Origin of the sequence: Mycobacterium sp., assembly GCF_029961025.1 — a bacterium.
Classification (GTDB): domain Bacteria; phylum Actinomycetota; class Actinomycetes; order Mycobacteriales; family Mycobacteriaceae; genus Mycobacterium.
The window spans coordinates 89,458-104,170 of record NZ_JASBVP010000003.1; the positions used below are offsets into that span (position 1 = coordinate 89,458).

Sequence of the window (14,713 nt, forward strand, 5' to 3'; positions counted from 1 at the left end):
CGGCATGCGGGCGTCGGAGCGCCTCGGGCGGCTCGGTGTCACGCTGCCGGAAGTCGTGACCCCGCTGGCGTCCTACGTGCCGGCGGTGCGCATCGGAAACCTCGTCTACACCGCGGGTCAGCTGCCGATGAAAGCCGGTGAACTGGCGCGGACCGGCAAGGTCGGTGCCCAGGTCAGCCCGGAGGAGGGCGCTGCGCTGGCCCGGATCTGCGCGCTCAACGCGCTGGCCGCGGTCGATTCCCTGGTCGGTGTCGACGCGGTGACCCGGGTCGTTAAGGTGGTCGGGTTCGTCGCTTCCGCACCGGGTTTCACCGGCCAGTCCAGTGTGGTCAACGGTGCCTCGGATCTGCTCGCCCAGGTGTTCGGGGATCGCGGCGCGCACGCCCGCTCGGCGGTCGGCGTGTCCGAGTTGCCGCTGAACGCGCCGGTGGAGATCGAGCTGATCGTCGAAGTCGGATCGTGAGCGGGACCGGGGCTGCCGAGTCGCCGACCCATCCCGCGTATGGTCGGCTGCGGCCGGTCACCGAGACCGCGTCGGTGCTGTTGGCCGACAATCCCGGGTTGCTGACGCTTGACGGCACCAACACTTGGGTGCTGCGCGGATTGGGCAGCGACGAGGTGCTCATCGTCGATCCCGGCCCGGACGACGACGAGCACATCACCCGCGTCGCCGGCGTCGGCCGCATCGCGCTGGTGCTGATCAGCCACCGCCATGGCGACCACACCGGGGGCATCAACAGGCTGGTCGCACGCACCGGTGCGCCGGTGCGTGCCGCCGGCAGCGGGTTCCTGCGGGGATCTGCCGGTCCGCTGACCGATGGCGAGGTGATCCACGCGGCGGGCCTGACGGTCACCGTGCTGGCGACCCCGGGTCACACCGCCGACTCGCTGTCGTTTGTTCTCGACGATGCGGTGCTCACCGGCGACACCGTGCTCGGCCGCGGCACCACCGTCATCGACACCGAGGACGGCAGCCTGGCCGAGTACCTGGAGTCGCTTCGGCGGCTGCGGGGCCTGGGCCGGCGTCGGGTGCTGCCCGGACACGGGCCCGATTTGCCGGATGTGCACGCCGCCGCGACGGGCTACCTCGCGCACCGCGAACAGCGCCTACAGCAGATCCGTTCGGCGTTGGCCGAACTCGGTGACGACGCCAGCCCCCGACAGATCGTGGAGCACGTCTACGTCGACGTCGACGAGGAACTCTGGGACGCCGCCGAATGGTCGGTGCAGGCGCAGCTGGACTATCTGCGACGACACTGACGTCGACACCGGACCCGCACCGTGTCCGGCGCTCACCTCGCCCGGCGGGCCAGGCGTTCCGAGTCCGAGATCAGTACGCTTTTGCCTTCCAAGCGGATCCAGCCACGGTGGGCAAAATCGGCCAGGGCCTTGTTCACCGTCTCCCGGGACGCTCCCACCAGCTGCGCAATCTCTTCCTGCGTCAGGTCGTGGGTGACCCGCATTGCACCACCCTCCTGAGTGCCGAACCGCTGGGCCAGCTGCAGCAGCTGCTTGGCGACCCGCCCGGGCACATCGGTGAAAATGAGATCGGCCAGGTTGTTGTTGGTGCGGCGCAGCCGACGGGCCAGCACCCGCAGCAGCTGCTCGGCGATTTCCGGTCGGTCGGCGATCCAGGCATGCAGCGCGTTGCGGTCCATCGACACCGCCCGCACCTCGGTGATCGTCGTCGCGCTGGAGGTCCGTGGCCCCGGGTCGAAGATCGACAACTCGCCGAACATGTCGGAGGGCCCCATGATCGCCAACAGGTTTTCCCGCCCGTCCGGGGAGCGGCGGCCGATCTTGACCTTTCCCGAAATGATGATGTACAGCCGGTCTCCGGGTTCCCCTTCGGCGAAAATCGTGTGCCCGCGTGGAAAGTCGACGGGCTGCAGCTGTTTAGTTAGCGCGGCGACGGCGCTGGGTTCCACCCCCTGGAAGATTCCGGCCCTCGCCAGGATCTCGTCCACGTTGCCCCTTATTTATTGCGGTATCTATTGATTTGTTGCTGCCCTGGATGGTTGTGGCAGTCGCGAACCGATTGCCCTCTCGTCCACCGCGCTGCGCGATCAGCGCCTCGGCCGCGCCGGCCATCCACCCGCTGGTGAGACCGAGTCTAGAGGCAGGCCATCGGTTCGACGTGCCAACGTTACACATGATCCGCGTGGCGAGTCGGCTTAACCTGCGGATTGGTCTGGGGACGCTGGTATCGCCGGACGGTGGGACCGGGCCCGAGGGCTGGCACGACGCCGGCGGAGAACGGGTCGGCGTGATGTTTGCCGGCGGCGGGGCTGCGCGCCGGGGCATCGACGAGTCGTTCGGCCCGGCGCCGATGCAGGTGGTCCAGGGCCTGCGGCAGCCCTTCCCGGGCCAGCGTGCCCACGTCGACGGCCTCGGCATGCTCGAGAAACTCTGCGACGTCGGTGGCCGTGACGGTGTCGTGGGCCAGCCACTTTTCCAGCCGCCCCAGCCCGAGTGTCACCAGCATCAACAGCCCCGGGACCAGGACCACCAGCAACCAAGACACAAGCTGCAAGTAAACACGGTCAAAGTCTCAGCTCGGTTACGAAACAGTACGCTGTCGAAGGTGACGACCAAGCCTGCCCGGCGCTCTGCGCCCGCGCTCGCCGCGCCCGGCGCCGATGCGAGTCGCCGTTGGGCATCGGAAACCCGCCTCGCCCTGGTGCGCCGGGCCCGCCGGATGAACCGCGCTTTGGCGCGGGCCTTTCCCCACGCCCACATCGAGCTGGATTTCACCACCCCGCTCGAGCTGACGGTGGCCACCATCCTCTCGGCGCAAAGCACCGACAAGACGGTAAACCTGGTCACACCGGCCCTGTTCGCCCGCTACCGGACCGCGCTGGACTACGCACGCGCCGATCGCGCCGAACTTGAAGAGCTCATCCGGCCCACCGGCTTCTACCGCAACAAGGCGGCGGCGCTGATCAGCCTGGGGCAGGCCCTGGTCGAGCGGTTCGACGGGGAAGTCCCGGCCAGCATGGAAGAGCTGGTTTCGCTGCCCGGCATCGGGCGTAAGACTGCCAACGTCATCCTCGGAAACGCGTTCGGAATCCCGGGAATCGCCGTCGACACCCACTTCCTGCGGCTGGTCAAGCGGTGGCGCTGGACGCAGGAGACCGACCCGGTCAAGGTGGAATACGCGGTGGGGGCGTTGATCGAACGCCGTGACTGGACCGCGCTGAGCCATCGGGTGATCTTCCATGGTCGTCGGGTGTGTCATGCGCGCAAGCCGGCGTGCGGGGTATGCGTGTTGGCTAAAGACTGCCCTTCCTACGGGATCGGGCCCACCGAACCGGCGATCGCCGCCACCCTCGTCAAAGGCCCGGAAGCCGAGCACCTGCTGGCCCTTGCCGGGCTGTAGAGCCATCCCCCGTAGCCAACCCTGCCGCACCGAGACCGCAATGACGACACGCTGGACCATCGCCATCCTCGCGGTGGTTGTTGCCCTGCTCATCGGGCTGATGATCGAGTTGCGCACCACCTTTGTGCCGCCGCCGGGCCCGCGGGCCCCGGTGGGTACCGGCCGCGAACACCGCGACGCCGACACCCCGGCGGGGTTGGCCGGCCCCCGGCAGCGGGCCGAGCTGCCGCCGTGTCCGGTGCCCGCGGACGGGCCCGGCCCCACCGCGCTTCGCGGCGTGGTCGCGGAATGCGCTGCGGACGGCTCGCCCGTCGACGTCGCCCGGGCGCTGGCCGGGCGACGGGCGGTGGTCAATCTCTGGGCTTATTGGTGCGCACCGTGCACGGCTGAACTGCCCGCGCTGGCGGAGTATCAACGACGCGCGGGGGCGACGGTGACGGTGGTTACGGTGCACCAGGACGAGAACGAAACCGCGGCGCTGCTGCGGCTCGCGCAGCTCGGTGTTCGGCTGCCCACCCTGCAGGACGGGCGGCGTCGGGTCGCCGCGGCGTTGCGGGTCCCCAACGTGATGCCCGCGACCGTGGTGCTGCGATCGGACGGTAGCGTAGCGCAGATACTGCCGCGGCCTTTCGCCAGCGCGGACGAGATCGCGGCTGCAGTTGGGGGCCGGTCATGACAATCGGGGGTGATGCCTGCCGAGGGCGGCCCGGTGGTGGCGTGGCGACGGCGCGGGTTGTGCTGAAGCCTGAGGCCGGCCCGCCGTGGCTGCGTTCGCTCGTCGACAACGTTGGTCAGATCCCCGAGGCATACCGGCGCCGGTTGCCATCCGACGTGCTGGCGACGGTGACCGCCGCGACGGCGGCCGCGGCGGCCCGCAAGGGCCGCGACGCCGCGGTGTTGGTGCTGTTCTCCGGTCCGGGGTCGGCGCCCGACGACGGTGGTGTTCCCGACGAGGCCGACCTGCTGCTGACCGTGCGGGCCTCGACGCTGCGCCACCACGCGGGTCAAGCCGCATTCCCCGGCGGTGCAGCCGATCCGGCCGATGACGGGCCGGTGGCCACCGCCCTGCGGGAGGCGCACGAAGAGACCGGAATCGATCCCCGGCGGTTATATCCCCTGGCCACGCTGGAGCGGACCTTCATCGCGCCGTCGCGGTTTCACGTCGTGCCGGTGTTGGCGTACTCACCGGATCCCGGGCCGGTGGCTGTGGTCAACGCGGCAGAAACAGCGATGGTGGCCCGGGTTCCGGTGCGCGCTTTCATCAACCCGGCCAACCGGCTGATGGTGTATCGCCGTCCGCACAGCCGCCGCTTCGCCGGGCCGGCGTTCCTGTTACACGAGATGCTGGTGTGGGGATTCACCGGACAGGTGATTTCGGCGATGTTGGATGTGGCCGGCTGGGCGCAGCCGTGGGATGTCACCGACGTGCGTGAACTCGACGAGGCGATGGCACTGGTAGCCGAACTGGGCGGTGCCCGGTAATGACCGCGATGACCGCGATGACCTCGATGACCTCGTCGCAGTGGTTGGACATTGCCGTGCTGGCGGTCGCGTTCATCGCGGCCGTCTCGGGCTGGCGCTCGGGGGCGTTAGGTTCGTTGCTGTCGTTTGTCGGAGTGCTGCTGGGGGCGATCGCCGGTGTGCTGTTGGCCCCGCACCTCGTCAGCCACGTCACCGCGCCGCGCGCCAAGCTGTTTAGCGCGCTGTTTTTGATCCTGACGCTGGTTGTCGTCGGTGAGGTGGCGGGCGTGGTGCTGGGCCGGGCCGTCCGGGGCGCGCTGCGGGGCCGGGCGATCCGGTTTGTCGACTCGCTGGTCGGCGTGGGCCTGCAAGTGGTGGTGGTGCTGGTCGCGGCCTGGCTGCTCGCGACGCCCCTGACGCAGTCGCGCGATCAGCCCGCTCTGGCGGCCGCCGTCCGCGGCTCGCGGGTGCTGGCCGAGGTGAACCGGTACGCCCCCGGCTGGTTGAAGACCGTGCCGAAGCGGCTGTCTTCGCTGCTGGACACGTCCGGCCTGCCGGCGGTGCTGGAGCCGTTCAGCCGCACCCCGGTCGTCGCGGTCGCGCCGCCGGACGCCGCCCTGGCCGACAGCCCGGTGGTGGCTGCCGCCCGGCCGAGTGTGGTCAAAGTCCGCGCGGTCGCGCCCAAATGCCAGAAGGTGCTGGAGGGCAGCGGATTCGTGATATCACCCGAACGGGTGATGACGAACGCCCACGTGGTGGCCGGCTCCAGTACCGTCACCGTGGCGGCCGGCGGCACTCCTTACGAGGCCACGGTGGTGTCCTACGACCCGGCGGTCGACATCGCCATCCTCGCCGTTCCCAACCTGGCCTCAGGGCCGCTGGCGTTCGCCGACACCACGGCGACGACCGGTACCGACGCCGTGTTGATGGGCTATCCCGGTGGCGGCGCCTTCGTGGCGACCCCCGCCCGGATCCGGGACGTCATCGAATTGAGCGGGCCCGACATTTACCGCAACGCGACGGTTACCCGCCAGGTCTACACCATCAGGGCCAACGTGGAGCAAGGCAACTCGGGCGGGCCGTTGGTCGACCTGAACGGTCACGTGCTCGGTGTGGTGTTCGGGGCGGCGGTCGATGAGAACGACACCGGTTTCGTGTTGACGGCCAAGGAGGTGGCCGCTCAGCTGGCCAAGATCGGTGACACCCAGCCGGTGAGCACCGAGGCCTGCGTCAGTTGAGCAGCGCTCCGTGCACCTGCTCGAGAAACCGGATCAGGTGCCGGTTGACTTCGTCGGGCATCTCTTCATGGCTGAAATGCCCTGCCCCGGAGATGGAGACGTAGTGTCCGTGCGGGGCGTAACGCCGGGTGCGCTCGACGGGATCGGTCAGCACGTAGGGGTCCGCGTCGCCACGCAGATGCAGCAACGGGACTCCGGGTTGTCGGCTTAGCGCCCTCATGAACCGACGACCCTCGTCACGCAGCTGGCTGCGCACCGCCCAACGCTGGTATTCCAACGCGCAGTGCGCCGCCGAGGGAATCTGGATCGCCTGCCGCAAATAGCCGATGGTTTCGGAGAAGTCCTCGGACGCGAGCCATTTGGCGCCGGCACGGCTCCGGACCAGACGCTCGATCGCGTCGCCGTTGTGTCGGGTGAGCGAGCGCTCCGGCCAGATCGGCACCTGATAGCGCAGCAACGACGGCAACAACGCCCGACCCTGATCGCGCCGGGTCAGCGCGGAGCGTCGCAGCGCGGCCGGGTGCGGTGAGCTGATCAGCGCGATCGCACGTACCAGCCGCGGGTGCAGCACCGAGGTTGCCCAGCAGACCAGGCCGCCGTCGGCGTGACCCACCAGCGTCGCCGACGTGTGCCCGAGCGCGCGGATCAGCCCGGCGGTGTCGCCGGCGAGCGTCCAGCCGTCGTAGCCCCGCGGCGGCTTATCGCTGCCGCCGTAGCCGCGCAAGTCGACGGCGACCACCCGGGGACCGGCGATGCCACGCAACTGGTGACGCCAGGACCACCAGAAGGAGCCGAAACCATGCAGCAGGATCACCAGCGGCCGAGCGGTGGGCGGGGGAGCCGCGCCCCGGCCGGGCGGCACCGCCTCGACCACATGGAACCGGATACCGTTGGCGTGCACGTCCAGATGGCGCCACGGCCCGCTGATCCGGGTCATCGACGGATCTGGCGGTGTCATCTACCAGCCGGAGGGATCCGCGGGAGCCGTGCCGTCGGGCGTGATCGGCGTACGCCGGCCGGCCTTCTCATGACCGGGACCGAGTGCGGTGCGGGCCTCCTTGACCGATTCGATGGTCTGCCGGGGTCCGCGGATCCGGCGCACCTTGAGGAAACCGAACAGTGCCAACAGTGCCGCTACCACGAGCATGATCCCGAACACGATCAAAAAGGACAGCCACCGCCACAGCCAGGTGTCGAGCAGCTCGGTGAGGAAAAAGAAGAAAAAGAAGGTGGAGTAGGCCAACACCACCAGCGCCGCAATGAAGAACACGCTGCCGGTCAGGCCTTTCTTGACGTCGCGGGCGATTTCGGCCCGGGCCAATTCGACCTCGGCCCGCACCAGCGTCGACACCTGGGCGGTCGCTTCTTTGACCAGGTCACCGATCGACGGCTGCCCGGCGGCGGCATGCGGATCGGCCAGCGGGATCGTGGTCAGCCGTCCGGCGCTGCCCGAATCGCTGTCCGTGTTCTTCCGATTAGCGTTGCTCACCGACGCTCCTCCCTTGTTGGCGCTGTCGTCGCGGTTCATGTTGCCATGTGGTCCGGTGCCGGACGAGGCCAGCCGAGTACCGCGACGAACCTGCCCGCGGGTGTGCCCCAGCTGAACTAGACTGCCGTTGCGGGCCGTTCAAATTTGACTGGCGCAGCCGCTCTGGACTTTCGACCTCGACAGGAATTTTGCTGTGCAGCTGACGCACCACTGGTTGCCGCGTGTTGCGGCGGCGATGGCGGCGCTGCTTGTTCTGGCGGGCCTGCCCGCCGGCACCGCGGCCGCCACCGGCAAGATCCCCCTGGGGGGTGGTGCGGGCATCGTCATCAACGGCGACACGTTCTGCACCCTGACCACCATCGGCACCGACAACAAGGGCGAGTTGGTCGGCTTCACGTCGGCGCACTGCGGCGGCCCCGGGGCGCAGGTCGCCGCCGAGGCGGCGCAAGGCCAGGGCGTGGTGGGCACGATGGTGGCCGGCAACGACACCCTCGACTACGCGGTGATCCGCTTCGATCCGGACAAGGTGGCACCGGTGGCCAACTACGACGGCTTTCTGATCAACGGCATCGGGCCCGAGCCGGCGTTCGGCGAGGTCGCCTGCAAACAGGGCCGCACGACAGGCAACTCCTGCGGTGTCACCTGGGGACCGGGCCAGGATCCGGGCACCATCGTCATGCAGGTCTGTGGACAACCCGGTGATTCCGGAGCACCGGTCACCGTCAACAACCTGCTGGTCGGCCTGCTCCACGGCGCCTTCAGCGAAAACCTGCCGATGTGCGTCATCAAGTACATCCCACTGCACACGCCCGCGGTGGTGACGTCGATCAACGCCGTGCTGGCCGACGTCGACCGGAAAAACCGGCCGGGGGCCGGGTTCGTTCCGGTTCCGCCCTGACGTGTGCTGGCCCGTGTCGCGGGTCACCGCGGGGCGGCGAACGGACCATCGGCTTTAAGGTCGCTGTCATGGGCGTGATACGTGCTGCGACCGGGATCCTTACCGTCGGATTGCTGGCCATCACCCTGGTTTCGGCCTGCGGCGGCGGGACCGTCGCGGACGTGGTGATCGTCAACGGCGCCGAGCCGCAAAATCCCCTGGTCCCGACCAACACCACCGAGACCAATGGCGGGCGGATCATCGACCGGATCTTCGCCGGGCTGGTCTCCTACGACGCCACCGGCACGCCTGCACCGGAGGTCGCCCGGGTCATCGAGACCACCGACAACCTCAACTACCGCATCGTCCTCAAACCGGGCTGGCGGTTCAGCAACGGCGAACCAGTGACCTCTCACTCGTTCATCGACGCCTGGAATTACGGTGCGCTGACCACCAACGCCCAACTTCAGCAAAGCTTTTTCAGTCCTATCGACGGCTACGATCAGCTGGCGGCACCACAGCCCACGGCACGCGCCATGTCGGGTCTGCGCGCGGTGAGCGACACCGAATTCACCGTCCGGCTCAAAGTTCCGACCATCGATTTCACACTTCGGGTTGGGTTTTCGCCGTTCTACCCGCTGCCGAAGGCGGCATTCAAGGACATTGCGGCATTCGGACGCCACCCCATCGGCAACGGCCCCTACCAACTGGCCAACGGACACGCCTGGCTGCACAACGTCAAGATCGACCTGGTGCCCAATCCCGGCTACCACGGCAACCGGATGCCGAAAAACAACGGGCTGCGCATCATCTTCTACGCCAGCCTGGATACCGCCTACGCCGACCTGCTGACCGGTAACCTCGACGTGCTGGACAGCATTCCGCCCAGCGCGCTGCCCAGCTATCGCCGGGATCTGAGGGGGCGCGCCGTCACCGGACCCGCGGCGGTCAACCAGACACTTGACACCCCGCTGCAGCTGCCGCATTTCGGCGGCGAAGAGGGCCGCCTGCGTCGGCTGGCGCTGTCCGCGGCGATCGACCGGGAGCAGATCTGCCGACAGATTTTCCACGGCACCCGCACGCCCGCAAGGGACTTCACCGCACGCTCAGCACCCGGCTTCGACCCGGACATTCCCGGAAACGACGCCCTTACTTACGATCCCGTGCATGCCAGACAGCTCTGGGCGCAGGCGGATGGGCTCTCGCCGTGGACCGGCAGCTATCAGATCGCCTACAACGCCGATGGCGCACACCAAGACTGGGTGGACGCGGTCGCCAATAGCATCAAAAACACCTTGGCCGTCGACGCGGTCGGCGCACCAAAACCGACGTTTGCGCAGTTTCGCAACCAGATCAACGGCCGGCGCATCCGGACCGCGTTTCGTGCGGGATGGCAGGGGGACTATCCGTCGCTACTGGAGTTTCTGGAGCCGCTGTTTGTCACCGGCGGGGCAGCCAACGACGTGGGCTACTCCAACCCACGGTTCGACGCCGCGATACGCTTTGCGCAAGCACAGCCCACGCTAGCCGCCGCGGCGGCCTCGGCCAACGCCGCCCAGCGGATCCTGCTGCATGACATGCCGGTGATCGCATTGTGGGACAACATTAATGCCGCCGGCTTCTCCCGGATGGTAAGCGGCGTGGTGATCTCCTGGAACGGGCTGCCGGTCTATGAGAACATCGTGAAAAGCACCTAAATGCTCGGCTACCTCGGCAGGCGCCTGCTGGTCATGGTTCCGGTGTTCTTCGGGGCCACGCTGCTGATCTATGCCATGGTGTTCTTGCTGCCGGGCGATCCGATCGCGGTGCTGGGCGGTGATCGGGCGCTAAGCCCCGTCGTGGTGGCCCAGCTGCGGGAACAGTACCACCTCGACGATCCGTTCTGGCTGCAATACCTGAAGTACCTGTGGGGCATCGCCCACGGGGATTTCGGCCAGTCGTTCTCCGGGCTACCGGTCAGCGAGGTGATGGCTCAGGCGTTTCCGGTGACCGTCAGGCTGGCATTGATCGCGCTGGCGGTCGAAACCGTACTCGGGGTCGGTTTCGGGGTGGTCGCCGGGCTGCGCCGGGGCGGGATGTTCGACGCCGGCCTGCTGCTGGCCAGCCTGATCGTTATCGCGGTGCCGATCTTCGTCCTCGGGTTCGTCGCGCAGTTCGTGTTCGGGGTCAGGCTGGGCCTGGCGCCGGTGACCGTCGGGGAACAGGCGACGATGCGCGCGCTGCTGTTGCCCGGTTTCGTGTTGGGCTCAGTGTCGTTCGCCTATGTCGTGCGGTTGACCCGCGCAGCGGTCAGCGAGAACGCCGCCGCCGACCATGTGCGCACCGCTACCGCCAAGGGTCTTTCCCGACGCCGGGTGGTCACCGTGCACATTCTGCGCAATTCGCTGATCCCGGTGGTGACCTTCCTCGGGGCGGACCTGGGTGCGTTGATGGGCGGGGCGATCGTCACCGAAGGCATCTTCAACATCCACGGTGTCGGCGGTGCGCTCTATCAGGCGGTCATCCGGCAGGAGGCCCCCACCGTGGTGTCGATCGTCACCGTGTTGGTGATGGTCTACCTTTTCACCACCCTGCTCGTTGATCTGCTGTATGCGGTGTTGGACCCGCGGATTCGCTATGGCTGACGGCCAGGAGCGGTTCGTATTCGTCGCCACCGGTGATCCCGGTAACACTGCGGAAACCACTGCCCCGGTTGGCTTTTGGCGGACAAGCTGGCGGCAGCTGCGCCACCGCCCGAAGTTCGTCGTGGCGGTGGCGCTGATCGCCGTGATGGTGATGATGGCGGCGTTCCCGCGGCTGTTCACCGGCGTCGACCCCACCCGTGCCGACCCGAGTCAGAGCCTGCTGCCGCCGTCGTCGCAGCACTGGTTCGGCACCGATTTGCAGGGCCATGACATCTACGCTCGCACGGTGTACGGGGCCCGTGCCTCGATCACCGTCGGGATCGCAACAACGGTGGCGGTGCTGCTGATCGGGACGACGCTCGGCGCGCTGGCCGGTTTTTACGGCGGCTGGCTCGACGGCTGGGTGTCCCGGCTGGCCGACGTGGTGTTTTCCGTTCCGCTGCTGCTCGCCGCCATCGTGTTGGCGCAGGTGTTGCCGCGGCGCGGGGTGTTGACCGTGGTTGTGGCCCTGGCGGTGTTCGGCTGGCCGCAGCTGGCCAGGGTCACCCGCGCCGCGGTGCTCGAAGCGCGCCGGCGCGACTATGTGATAGCGGCGTATGCCATGGGGCTGGGCCGATTTCGCACGCTGCTCCACCATGTGCTGCCCAACGCCTTGGGCCCGGTGATCGTGGTCACGACGATATCGCTGGGCAGTTTCATCGTGACCGAGGCGACGCTGTCGTATCTGGGGGTGGGTTTGCCGCCCACCACGGTGTCGTGGGGCGAAGACATCAACCTGGGCCAGAGCCGGCTGCGGGCAGGCTCGCCGATCGTGTTCTATCCGGCCGGGGCGCTGGCCCTGACGGTGCTGGCGTTCATGATGCTCGGCGACGTGCTGCGCGAAGCGCTGGACCCGGGGGCGCACAGCATGCGCCGTCGCAGGTTCGGGCGCCGATGAGCGCACCGCTGTTATGTATCGAGGACCTCGAGGTGCGGTTCGGCACCGCCCCGCCGGCGGTGCGCTCGGCGCGGCTGACGGTGTATCCCGGCCAGACCGTGGCCCTGGTCGGCGGTTCCGGCTGCGGAAAGTCCACCACCGCCGCCGCGATTCTCGGGCTATTGCCGCCGGACGGCCGAATCACCGCGGGACGTATCGTTTTCGACGGGCGCGATATCACCGCGGCCGGCCCGCGGGCGCTGCGGTCGATCCGGGGGCGGGCCATCGGCTACATCCCCCAGGATCCGATGACCAACCTGAACCCGGTGTGGAAGATCGGTTTTCAGGTAAGGGAGGCGTTGCGCGCCAACACCGATGGCCGAGGCGTGCGGCGGAGGGCGATGCAGCTGCTGGCAGCGGCCGGCATGCCGGATCCAGGGGCTCAAGCGAGACGCTATCCGCATCAGCTGTCCGGTGGGCTCTGCCAGCGCGCGCTGATCGCCATCGGGATGGCGGGTCGCCCACGCTTGCTGATCGCCGACGAGCCGACTTCCGCGCTTGACGTCACCGTGCAGCGACGGGTCCTCGACCAGCTGCGGCGACTCACCGAGGAATTCGGCACGGCGGTGCTGCTGATCACCCACGACCTGGCACTGGCCGGTGAACGGGCCGAGCATCTGGTCGTGATGCACCACGGAGTGGTGGTGGAATCCGGTGCGGCGCAGGCTATCCTGCAGTGCCCGCGACACGTCTGCACGCAACGGCTGGTGGCCGCGGCGTCGGTGTACCGCAACGCGTCCGGGGCGCAGACCCGCGACCGGGTGCGCCGCGATACGGCCGAGCACGCCGGTGGGGCCGATGACAACCTGGTCGTCGCCTGCGGGCTGACCAAGACCTACCGGGATCCCCGCGGGGCGCTGCGGCGGCATCCGGGATTCCGTGCCGTCGACGACGTGTCGTTTCGGTTGCGACGGGCGACCACGCTGGCGGTCGTGGGGGAGTCGGGTTCCGGGAAGTCGACGCTGGCGAAAATGGTGCTGGGCCTGTTGAAACCGACCGCGGGCGCGGTGTTCTTCGATGGTGAAGACGTCGATGCCCTCCTTCGGCGCCGGGCGCCGGCATTTCGTCGGCGGATCCAGCCTATCTTCCAAAACCCTTACAGCAGCTTGGATCCCATGTATTCGGTGTTCCGCATTATCGAAGAGCCCCTGCGAATCCATCGGATTGGTGATCGCAGGCAACGGCGAGAGATGGTGCACGAGCTCGCCGAGCAGGTGGCGCTGCCGTCGTCGCTGCTGGGCCGGTTGCCCGGTGAGCTGTCGGGGGGTCAACGCCAGCGGGTCGCGATCGCCCGGGCGCTGGCGCTGCGGCCCGAGGTGCTGGTGTGCGACGAGCCGGTGTCGGCGCTGGACGTCGTTGTGCAGGCACAGATCCTGGATCTGCTGGCCGATCTGCAGGCCCGGCTGGGCCTGACGTACCTGTTCATCAGCCACGACTTGGCGGTGATCCGCCAGATCGCCGACGAGGTGCTGGTGATGCGGGCCGGCCGAGTCGTGGAGCATGGGCCCACCGACGAGGTGTTCTCGCGGCCGCGCCACGACTACACCGCCGAGTTGCTGGCGGCCGTCCCGGGGGCACCCCGCTGAGTCCGGGCTAAGTTGGCGTCTTGTGAGCGCTGATCCGCTGGCTCCCCTGATGGACCTGCCCGGCGTGGCCGCCGCCAGCGATCGGGCTCGAGAAGCGCTGAGCCGGGCGCATCGGCATCGGGCCAACCTGCGGGGCTGGCCGGTCAGTGCCGCGGAGGCGGCGATGCGGGCAGCGCAGGCGTCCTCGGTGCTGGACGGTGGCTCCTCCAAACCGGAGGATCCACCGGAGGGTCCCGGGACCGGCACCACGGTGTTGGCCGGCGCGCTGCGGGTGGCCCAGGCTCTGGAGGGCGGCGAAACCAGCCTGGTCGGGGTGTGGCGGCGGGCGCCGCTGCAGGCGCTGGCCCGGCTGCACATGCTGGCGGCCGCGGGTCAGGTCGATGAGGACCGGCTGGGCCGGCCGCGGCCTGACGCCCACGTCGGACCGCGCCTCGAGCTGCTGGCGGATTTGGCGACCGGGGCCACCCGGGTGCCGGCACCGGTGCTGGCGGCGGTCGCCCACGGGGAGCTGCTGACGCTGGCACCGTTCGGCAGCGCGGACGGGGTGGTGGCCCGTGCGGTGTCGCGGCTGGTGTCGATCGCCTCCGGGCTCGACCCGCACGGGTTGGGTGTACCCGAGGTGAGCTGGATGCACCGTGCGGCGGACTACCGCGCCGCGGCGCGCGACTTTGCCACCGGCTCGCCCGAGGGACTGACAACCTGGCTGCTGTTGTGTTGCCGCGCGATGCAGGCCGGGGCCCAGGAAGCTCTGCGGATCGCCGAATCCCTGCCGAACCGCTAGCTCACCCCGGCGACCGGTGCCCGCAACCCCCTGACACATGTGAAGCGGGCGACGATCCGAAGCTTTCGGCCCGCCGCCCGCTAGCACGGAACTCGGTTACCATGCGTGCAACTCCGGCTGCGTGGGTTGGCCTCGGCGATCTTGCGAAGCGACTCGCTGCAACCCCACCCAAAGGGCCGTCAGTGCCGTTCACTCTTCGCAATTACGCAGGCCCGCAACACTTCTGCCATTTTCGCGGCTGTAGCTCCGCGTGGGTGCCGGGAACCGTGCTGGCCGCCCGGATCGGGAGATCGAACCTTCTC

Annotated in this window: 16 protein-coding genes; 12 read left to right on the forward strand and 4 right to left on the reverse strand. The window is 68.6% G+C overall.

Features of this window, described 5'->3' with window-relative positions; genetic code table 11:
• Nucleotides 1-4: 4 nt before the first annotated feature.
• Together QJR12_RS04215 and QJR12_RS04220 are read left to right on the forward strand one after the other, a co-directional pair.
• Nucleotides 5-463 carry a RidA family protein gene (locus QJR12_RS04215; protein WP_300579461.1) on the forward strand — a complete coding sequence of 153 codons (459 nt, stop codon included), beginning with the start codon at nucleotides 5-7 and terminating at the stop codon, nucleotides 461-463.
• Entirely contained in the window at nucleotides 460-1,260 is an 801-nt protein-coding gene (locus QJR12_RS04220) for an MBL fold metallo-hydrolase (protein WP_300579462.1), read from the forward strand. The genes QJR12_RS04215 and QJR12_RS04220 overlap by 4 nt, the downstream gene beginning before the upstream one ends.
• 32 nt (nucleotides 1,261-1,292) lie before the next feature.
• On the opposite strand, the gene crp is transcribed toward QJR12_RS04220, so the two are convergent.
• Nucleotides 1,293-1,967 (reverse strand): cAMP-activated global transcriptional regulator CRP, encoded by a 675-nt coding sequence (gene crp / locus QJR12_RS04225; protein WP_300579463.1) that lies wholly within the window; start codon nucleotides 1,965-1,967, stop codon nucleotides 1,293-1,295.
• A gap of 179 nt (nucleotides 1,968-2,146) precedes the next feature.
• Complete coding sequence (locus tag QJR12_RS04230) at nucleotides 2,147-2,485, reverse strand: hypothetical protein (protein ID WP_300579619.1); 339 nt, start codon at nucleotides 2,483-2,485, stop codon at nucleotides 2,147-2,149.
• A 213-nt stretch (nucleotides 2,486-2,698) separates the two neighbouring features.
• Between QJR12_RS04230 and nth the strand changes: the two genes are divergently transcribed.
• From nth to marP, 4 genes are read left to right on the forward strand one after another with little or no spacing between them, the layout of a single operon-like run.
• On the forward strand, nucleotides 2,699-3,379 hold the full coding sequence (gene nth / locus QJR12_RS04235; RefSeq protein ID WP_300579620.1) for an endonuclease III: 681 nt from the start codon (nucleotides 2,699-2,701) through the stop codon (nucleotides 3,377-3,379).
• A 40-nt stretch (nucleotides 3,380-3,419) separates the two neighbouring features.
• Nucleotides 3,420-4,055 carry a TlpA disulfide reductase family protein gene (locus tag QJR12_RS04240; protein ID WP_300579464.1) on the forward strand — a complete coding sequence of 212 codons (636 nt, stop codon included), beginning with the start codon at nucleotides 3,420-3,422 and terminating at the stop codon, nucleotides 4,053-4,055.
• Nucleotides 4,052-4,861 (forward strand): CoA pyrophosphatase, encoded by an 810-nt coding sequence (locus QJR12_RS04245; RefSeq protein WP_300579465.1) that lies wholly within the window; start codon nucleotides 4,052-4,054, stop codon nucleotides 4,859-4,861. The genes QJR12_RS04240 and QJR12_RS04245 overlap by 4 nt, the downstream gene beginning before the upstream one ends.
• Before the next feature lie 26 nt (nucleotides 4,862-4,887).
• A complete protein-coding gene (marP, locus tag QJR12_RS04250) occupies nucleotides 4,888-6,078 on the forward strand; it encodes an acid resistance serine protease MarP (RefSeq protein WP_300579621.1) in 1,191 nt (396 codons plus the stop codon).
• On the opposite strand, the gene QJR12_RS04255 is transcribed toward marP, so the two are convergent.
• Both QJR12_RS04255 and QJR12_RS04260 read right to left on the reverse strand, forming a co-directional pair.
• The gene (locus QJR12_RS04255) at nucleotides 6,071-7,036 is read right to left on the reverse strand and encodes an alpha/beta hydrolase (RefSeq protein ID WP_300579466.1); all 966 of its coding nucleotides are present in this window, start codon (nucleotides 7,034-7,036) and stop codon (nucleotides 6,071-6,073) included. The two genes, marP and QJR12_RS04255, sit on opposite strands and share 8 nt — an antisense overlap.
• Nucleotides 7,037-7,567 carry a phage holin family protein gene (locus QJR12_RS04260; protein WP_300579467.1) on the reverse strand — a complete coding sequence of 177 codons (531 nt, stop codon included), beginning with the start codon at nucleotides 7,565-7,567 and terminating at the stop codon, nucleotides 7,037-7,039. It lies immediately after the preceding gene.
• Between the two features lie 235 nt (nucleotides 7,568-7,802).
• Here QJR12_RS04260 and QJR12_RS04265 point away from each other — a divergent pair, with 235 nt between their 5' ends.
• The 6 genes from QJR12_RS04265 to QJR12_RS04290 all read left to right on the forward strand — a co-directional run bounded on the left by QJR12_RS04265 (nucleotide 7,803) and on the right by QJR12_RS04290 (nucleotide 14,411).
• Nucleotides 7,803-8,465, forward strand: a complete 663-nt coding sequence (locus QJR12_RS04265) for a S1 family peptidase (RefSeq protein ID WP_300579622.1) — start codon at nucleotides 7,803-7,805, stop codon at nucleotides 8,463-8,465.
• A gap of 68 nt (nucleotides 8,466-8,533) precedes the next feature.
• The gene (locus tag QJR12_RS04270) at nucleotides 8,534-10,141 is read left to right on the forward strand and encodes an ABC transporter substrate-binding protein (protein WP_300579468.1); all 1,608 of its coding nucleotides are present in this window, start codon (nucleotides 8,534-8,536) and stop codon (nucleotides 10,139-10,141) included.
• Nucleotides 10,142-11,068 carry an ABC transporter permease gene (locus QJR12_RS04275; RefSeq protein ID WP_300579469.1) on the forward strand — a complete coding sequence of 309 codons (927 nt, stop codon included), beginning with the start codon at nucleotides 10,142-10,144 and terminating at the stop codon, nucleotides 11,066-11,068. It begins immediately after the preceding gene.
• Nucleotides 11,061-12,005 (forward strand): ABC transporter permease, encoded by a 945-nt coding sequence (locus tag QJR12_RS04280; RefSeq protein WP_300579470.1) that lies wholly within the window; start codon nucleotides 11,061-11,063, stop codon nucleotides 12,003-12,005. The genes QJR12_RS04275 and QJR12_RS04280 overlap by 8 nt, the downstream gene beginning before the upstream one ends.
• Nucleotides 12,002-13,630, forward strand: a complete 1,629-nt coding sequence (locus QJR12_RS04285; RefSeq protein WP_300579471.1) for an ABC transporter ATP-binding protein — start codon at nucleotides 12,002-12,004, stop codon at nucleotides 13,628-13,630. Before QJR12_RS04280 ends, QJR12_RS04285 begins: the two co-directional genes overlap by 4 nt.
• 22 nt (nucleotides 13,631-13,652) lie before the next feature.
• Nucleotides 13,653-14,411 (forward strand): oxidoreductase, encoded by a 759-nt coding sequence (locus QJR12_RS04290; protein WP_300579472.1) that lies wholly within the window; start codon nucleotides 13,653-13,655, stop codon nucleotides 14,409-14,411.
• The last annotated feature ends 302 nt before the right edge of the window (nucleotides 14,412-14,713 follow it).

Bases quoted from the DNA above. Each gene is read 5' to 3' on its own strand.
- QJR12_RS04215 (WP_300579461.1), top strand. From the start codon at position 5: ATGCGGGCGTCGGAGCGCCTCGGGCGGCTCGGTGTCACGCTGCCGGAA.
- QJR12_RS04230 (WP_300579619.1), bottom strand. From the start codon at position 2,485: ATGCTGGTGACACTCGGGCTGGGGCGGCTGGAAAAGTGGCTGGCCCAC.
- nth (WP_300579620.1), top strand. From the start codon at position 2,699: ATGAACCGCGCTTTGGCGCGGGCCTTTCCCCACGCCCACATCGAGCTG.
- QJR12_RS04240 (WP_300579464.1), top strand. From the start codon at position 3,420: ATGACGACACGCTGGACCATCGCCATCCTCGCGGTGGTTGTTGCCCTG.
- QJR12_RS04245 (WP_300579465.1), top strand. From the start codon at position 4,052: ATGACAATCGGGGGTGATGCCTGCCGAGGGCGGCCCGGTGGTGGCGTG.
- marP (WP_300579621.1), top strand. From the start codon at position 4,888: ATGACCTCGTCGCAGTGGTTGGACATTGCCGTGCTGGCGGTCGCGTTC.
- QJR12_RS04255 (WP_300579466.1), bottom strand. From the start codon at position 7,036: ATGACACCGCCAGATCCGTCGATGACCCGGATCAGCGGGCCGTGGCGC.
- QJR12_RS04265 (WP_300579622.1), top strand. From the start codon at position 7,803: ATGGCGGCGCTGCTTGTTCTGGCGGGCCTGCCCGCCGGCACCGCGGCC.
- QJR12_RS04270 (WP_300579468.1), top strand. From the start codon at position 8,534: ATGGGCGTGATACGTGCTGCGACCGGGATCCTTACCGTCGGATTGCTG.
- QJR12_RS04275 (WP_300579469.1), top strand. From the start codon at position 10,142: ATGCTCGGCTACCTCGGCAGGCGCCTGCTGGTCATGGTTCCGGTGTTC.
- QJR12_RS04280 (WP_300579470.1), top strand. From the start codon at position 11,061: ATGGCTGACGGCCAGGAGCGGTTCGTATTCGTCGCCACCGGTGATCCC.
- QJR12_RS04285 (WP_300579471.1), top strand. From the start codon at position 12,002: ATGAGCGCACCGCTGTTATGTATCGAGGACCTCGAGGTGCGGTTCGGC.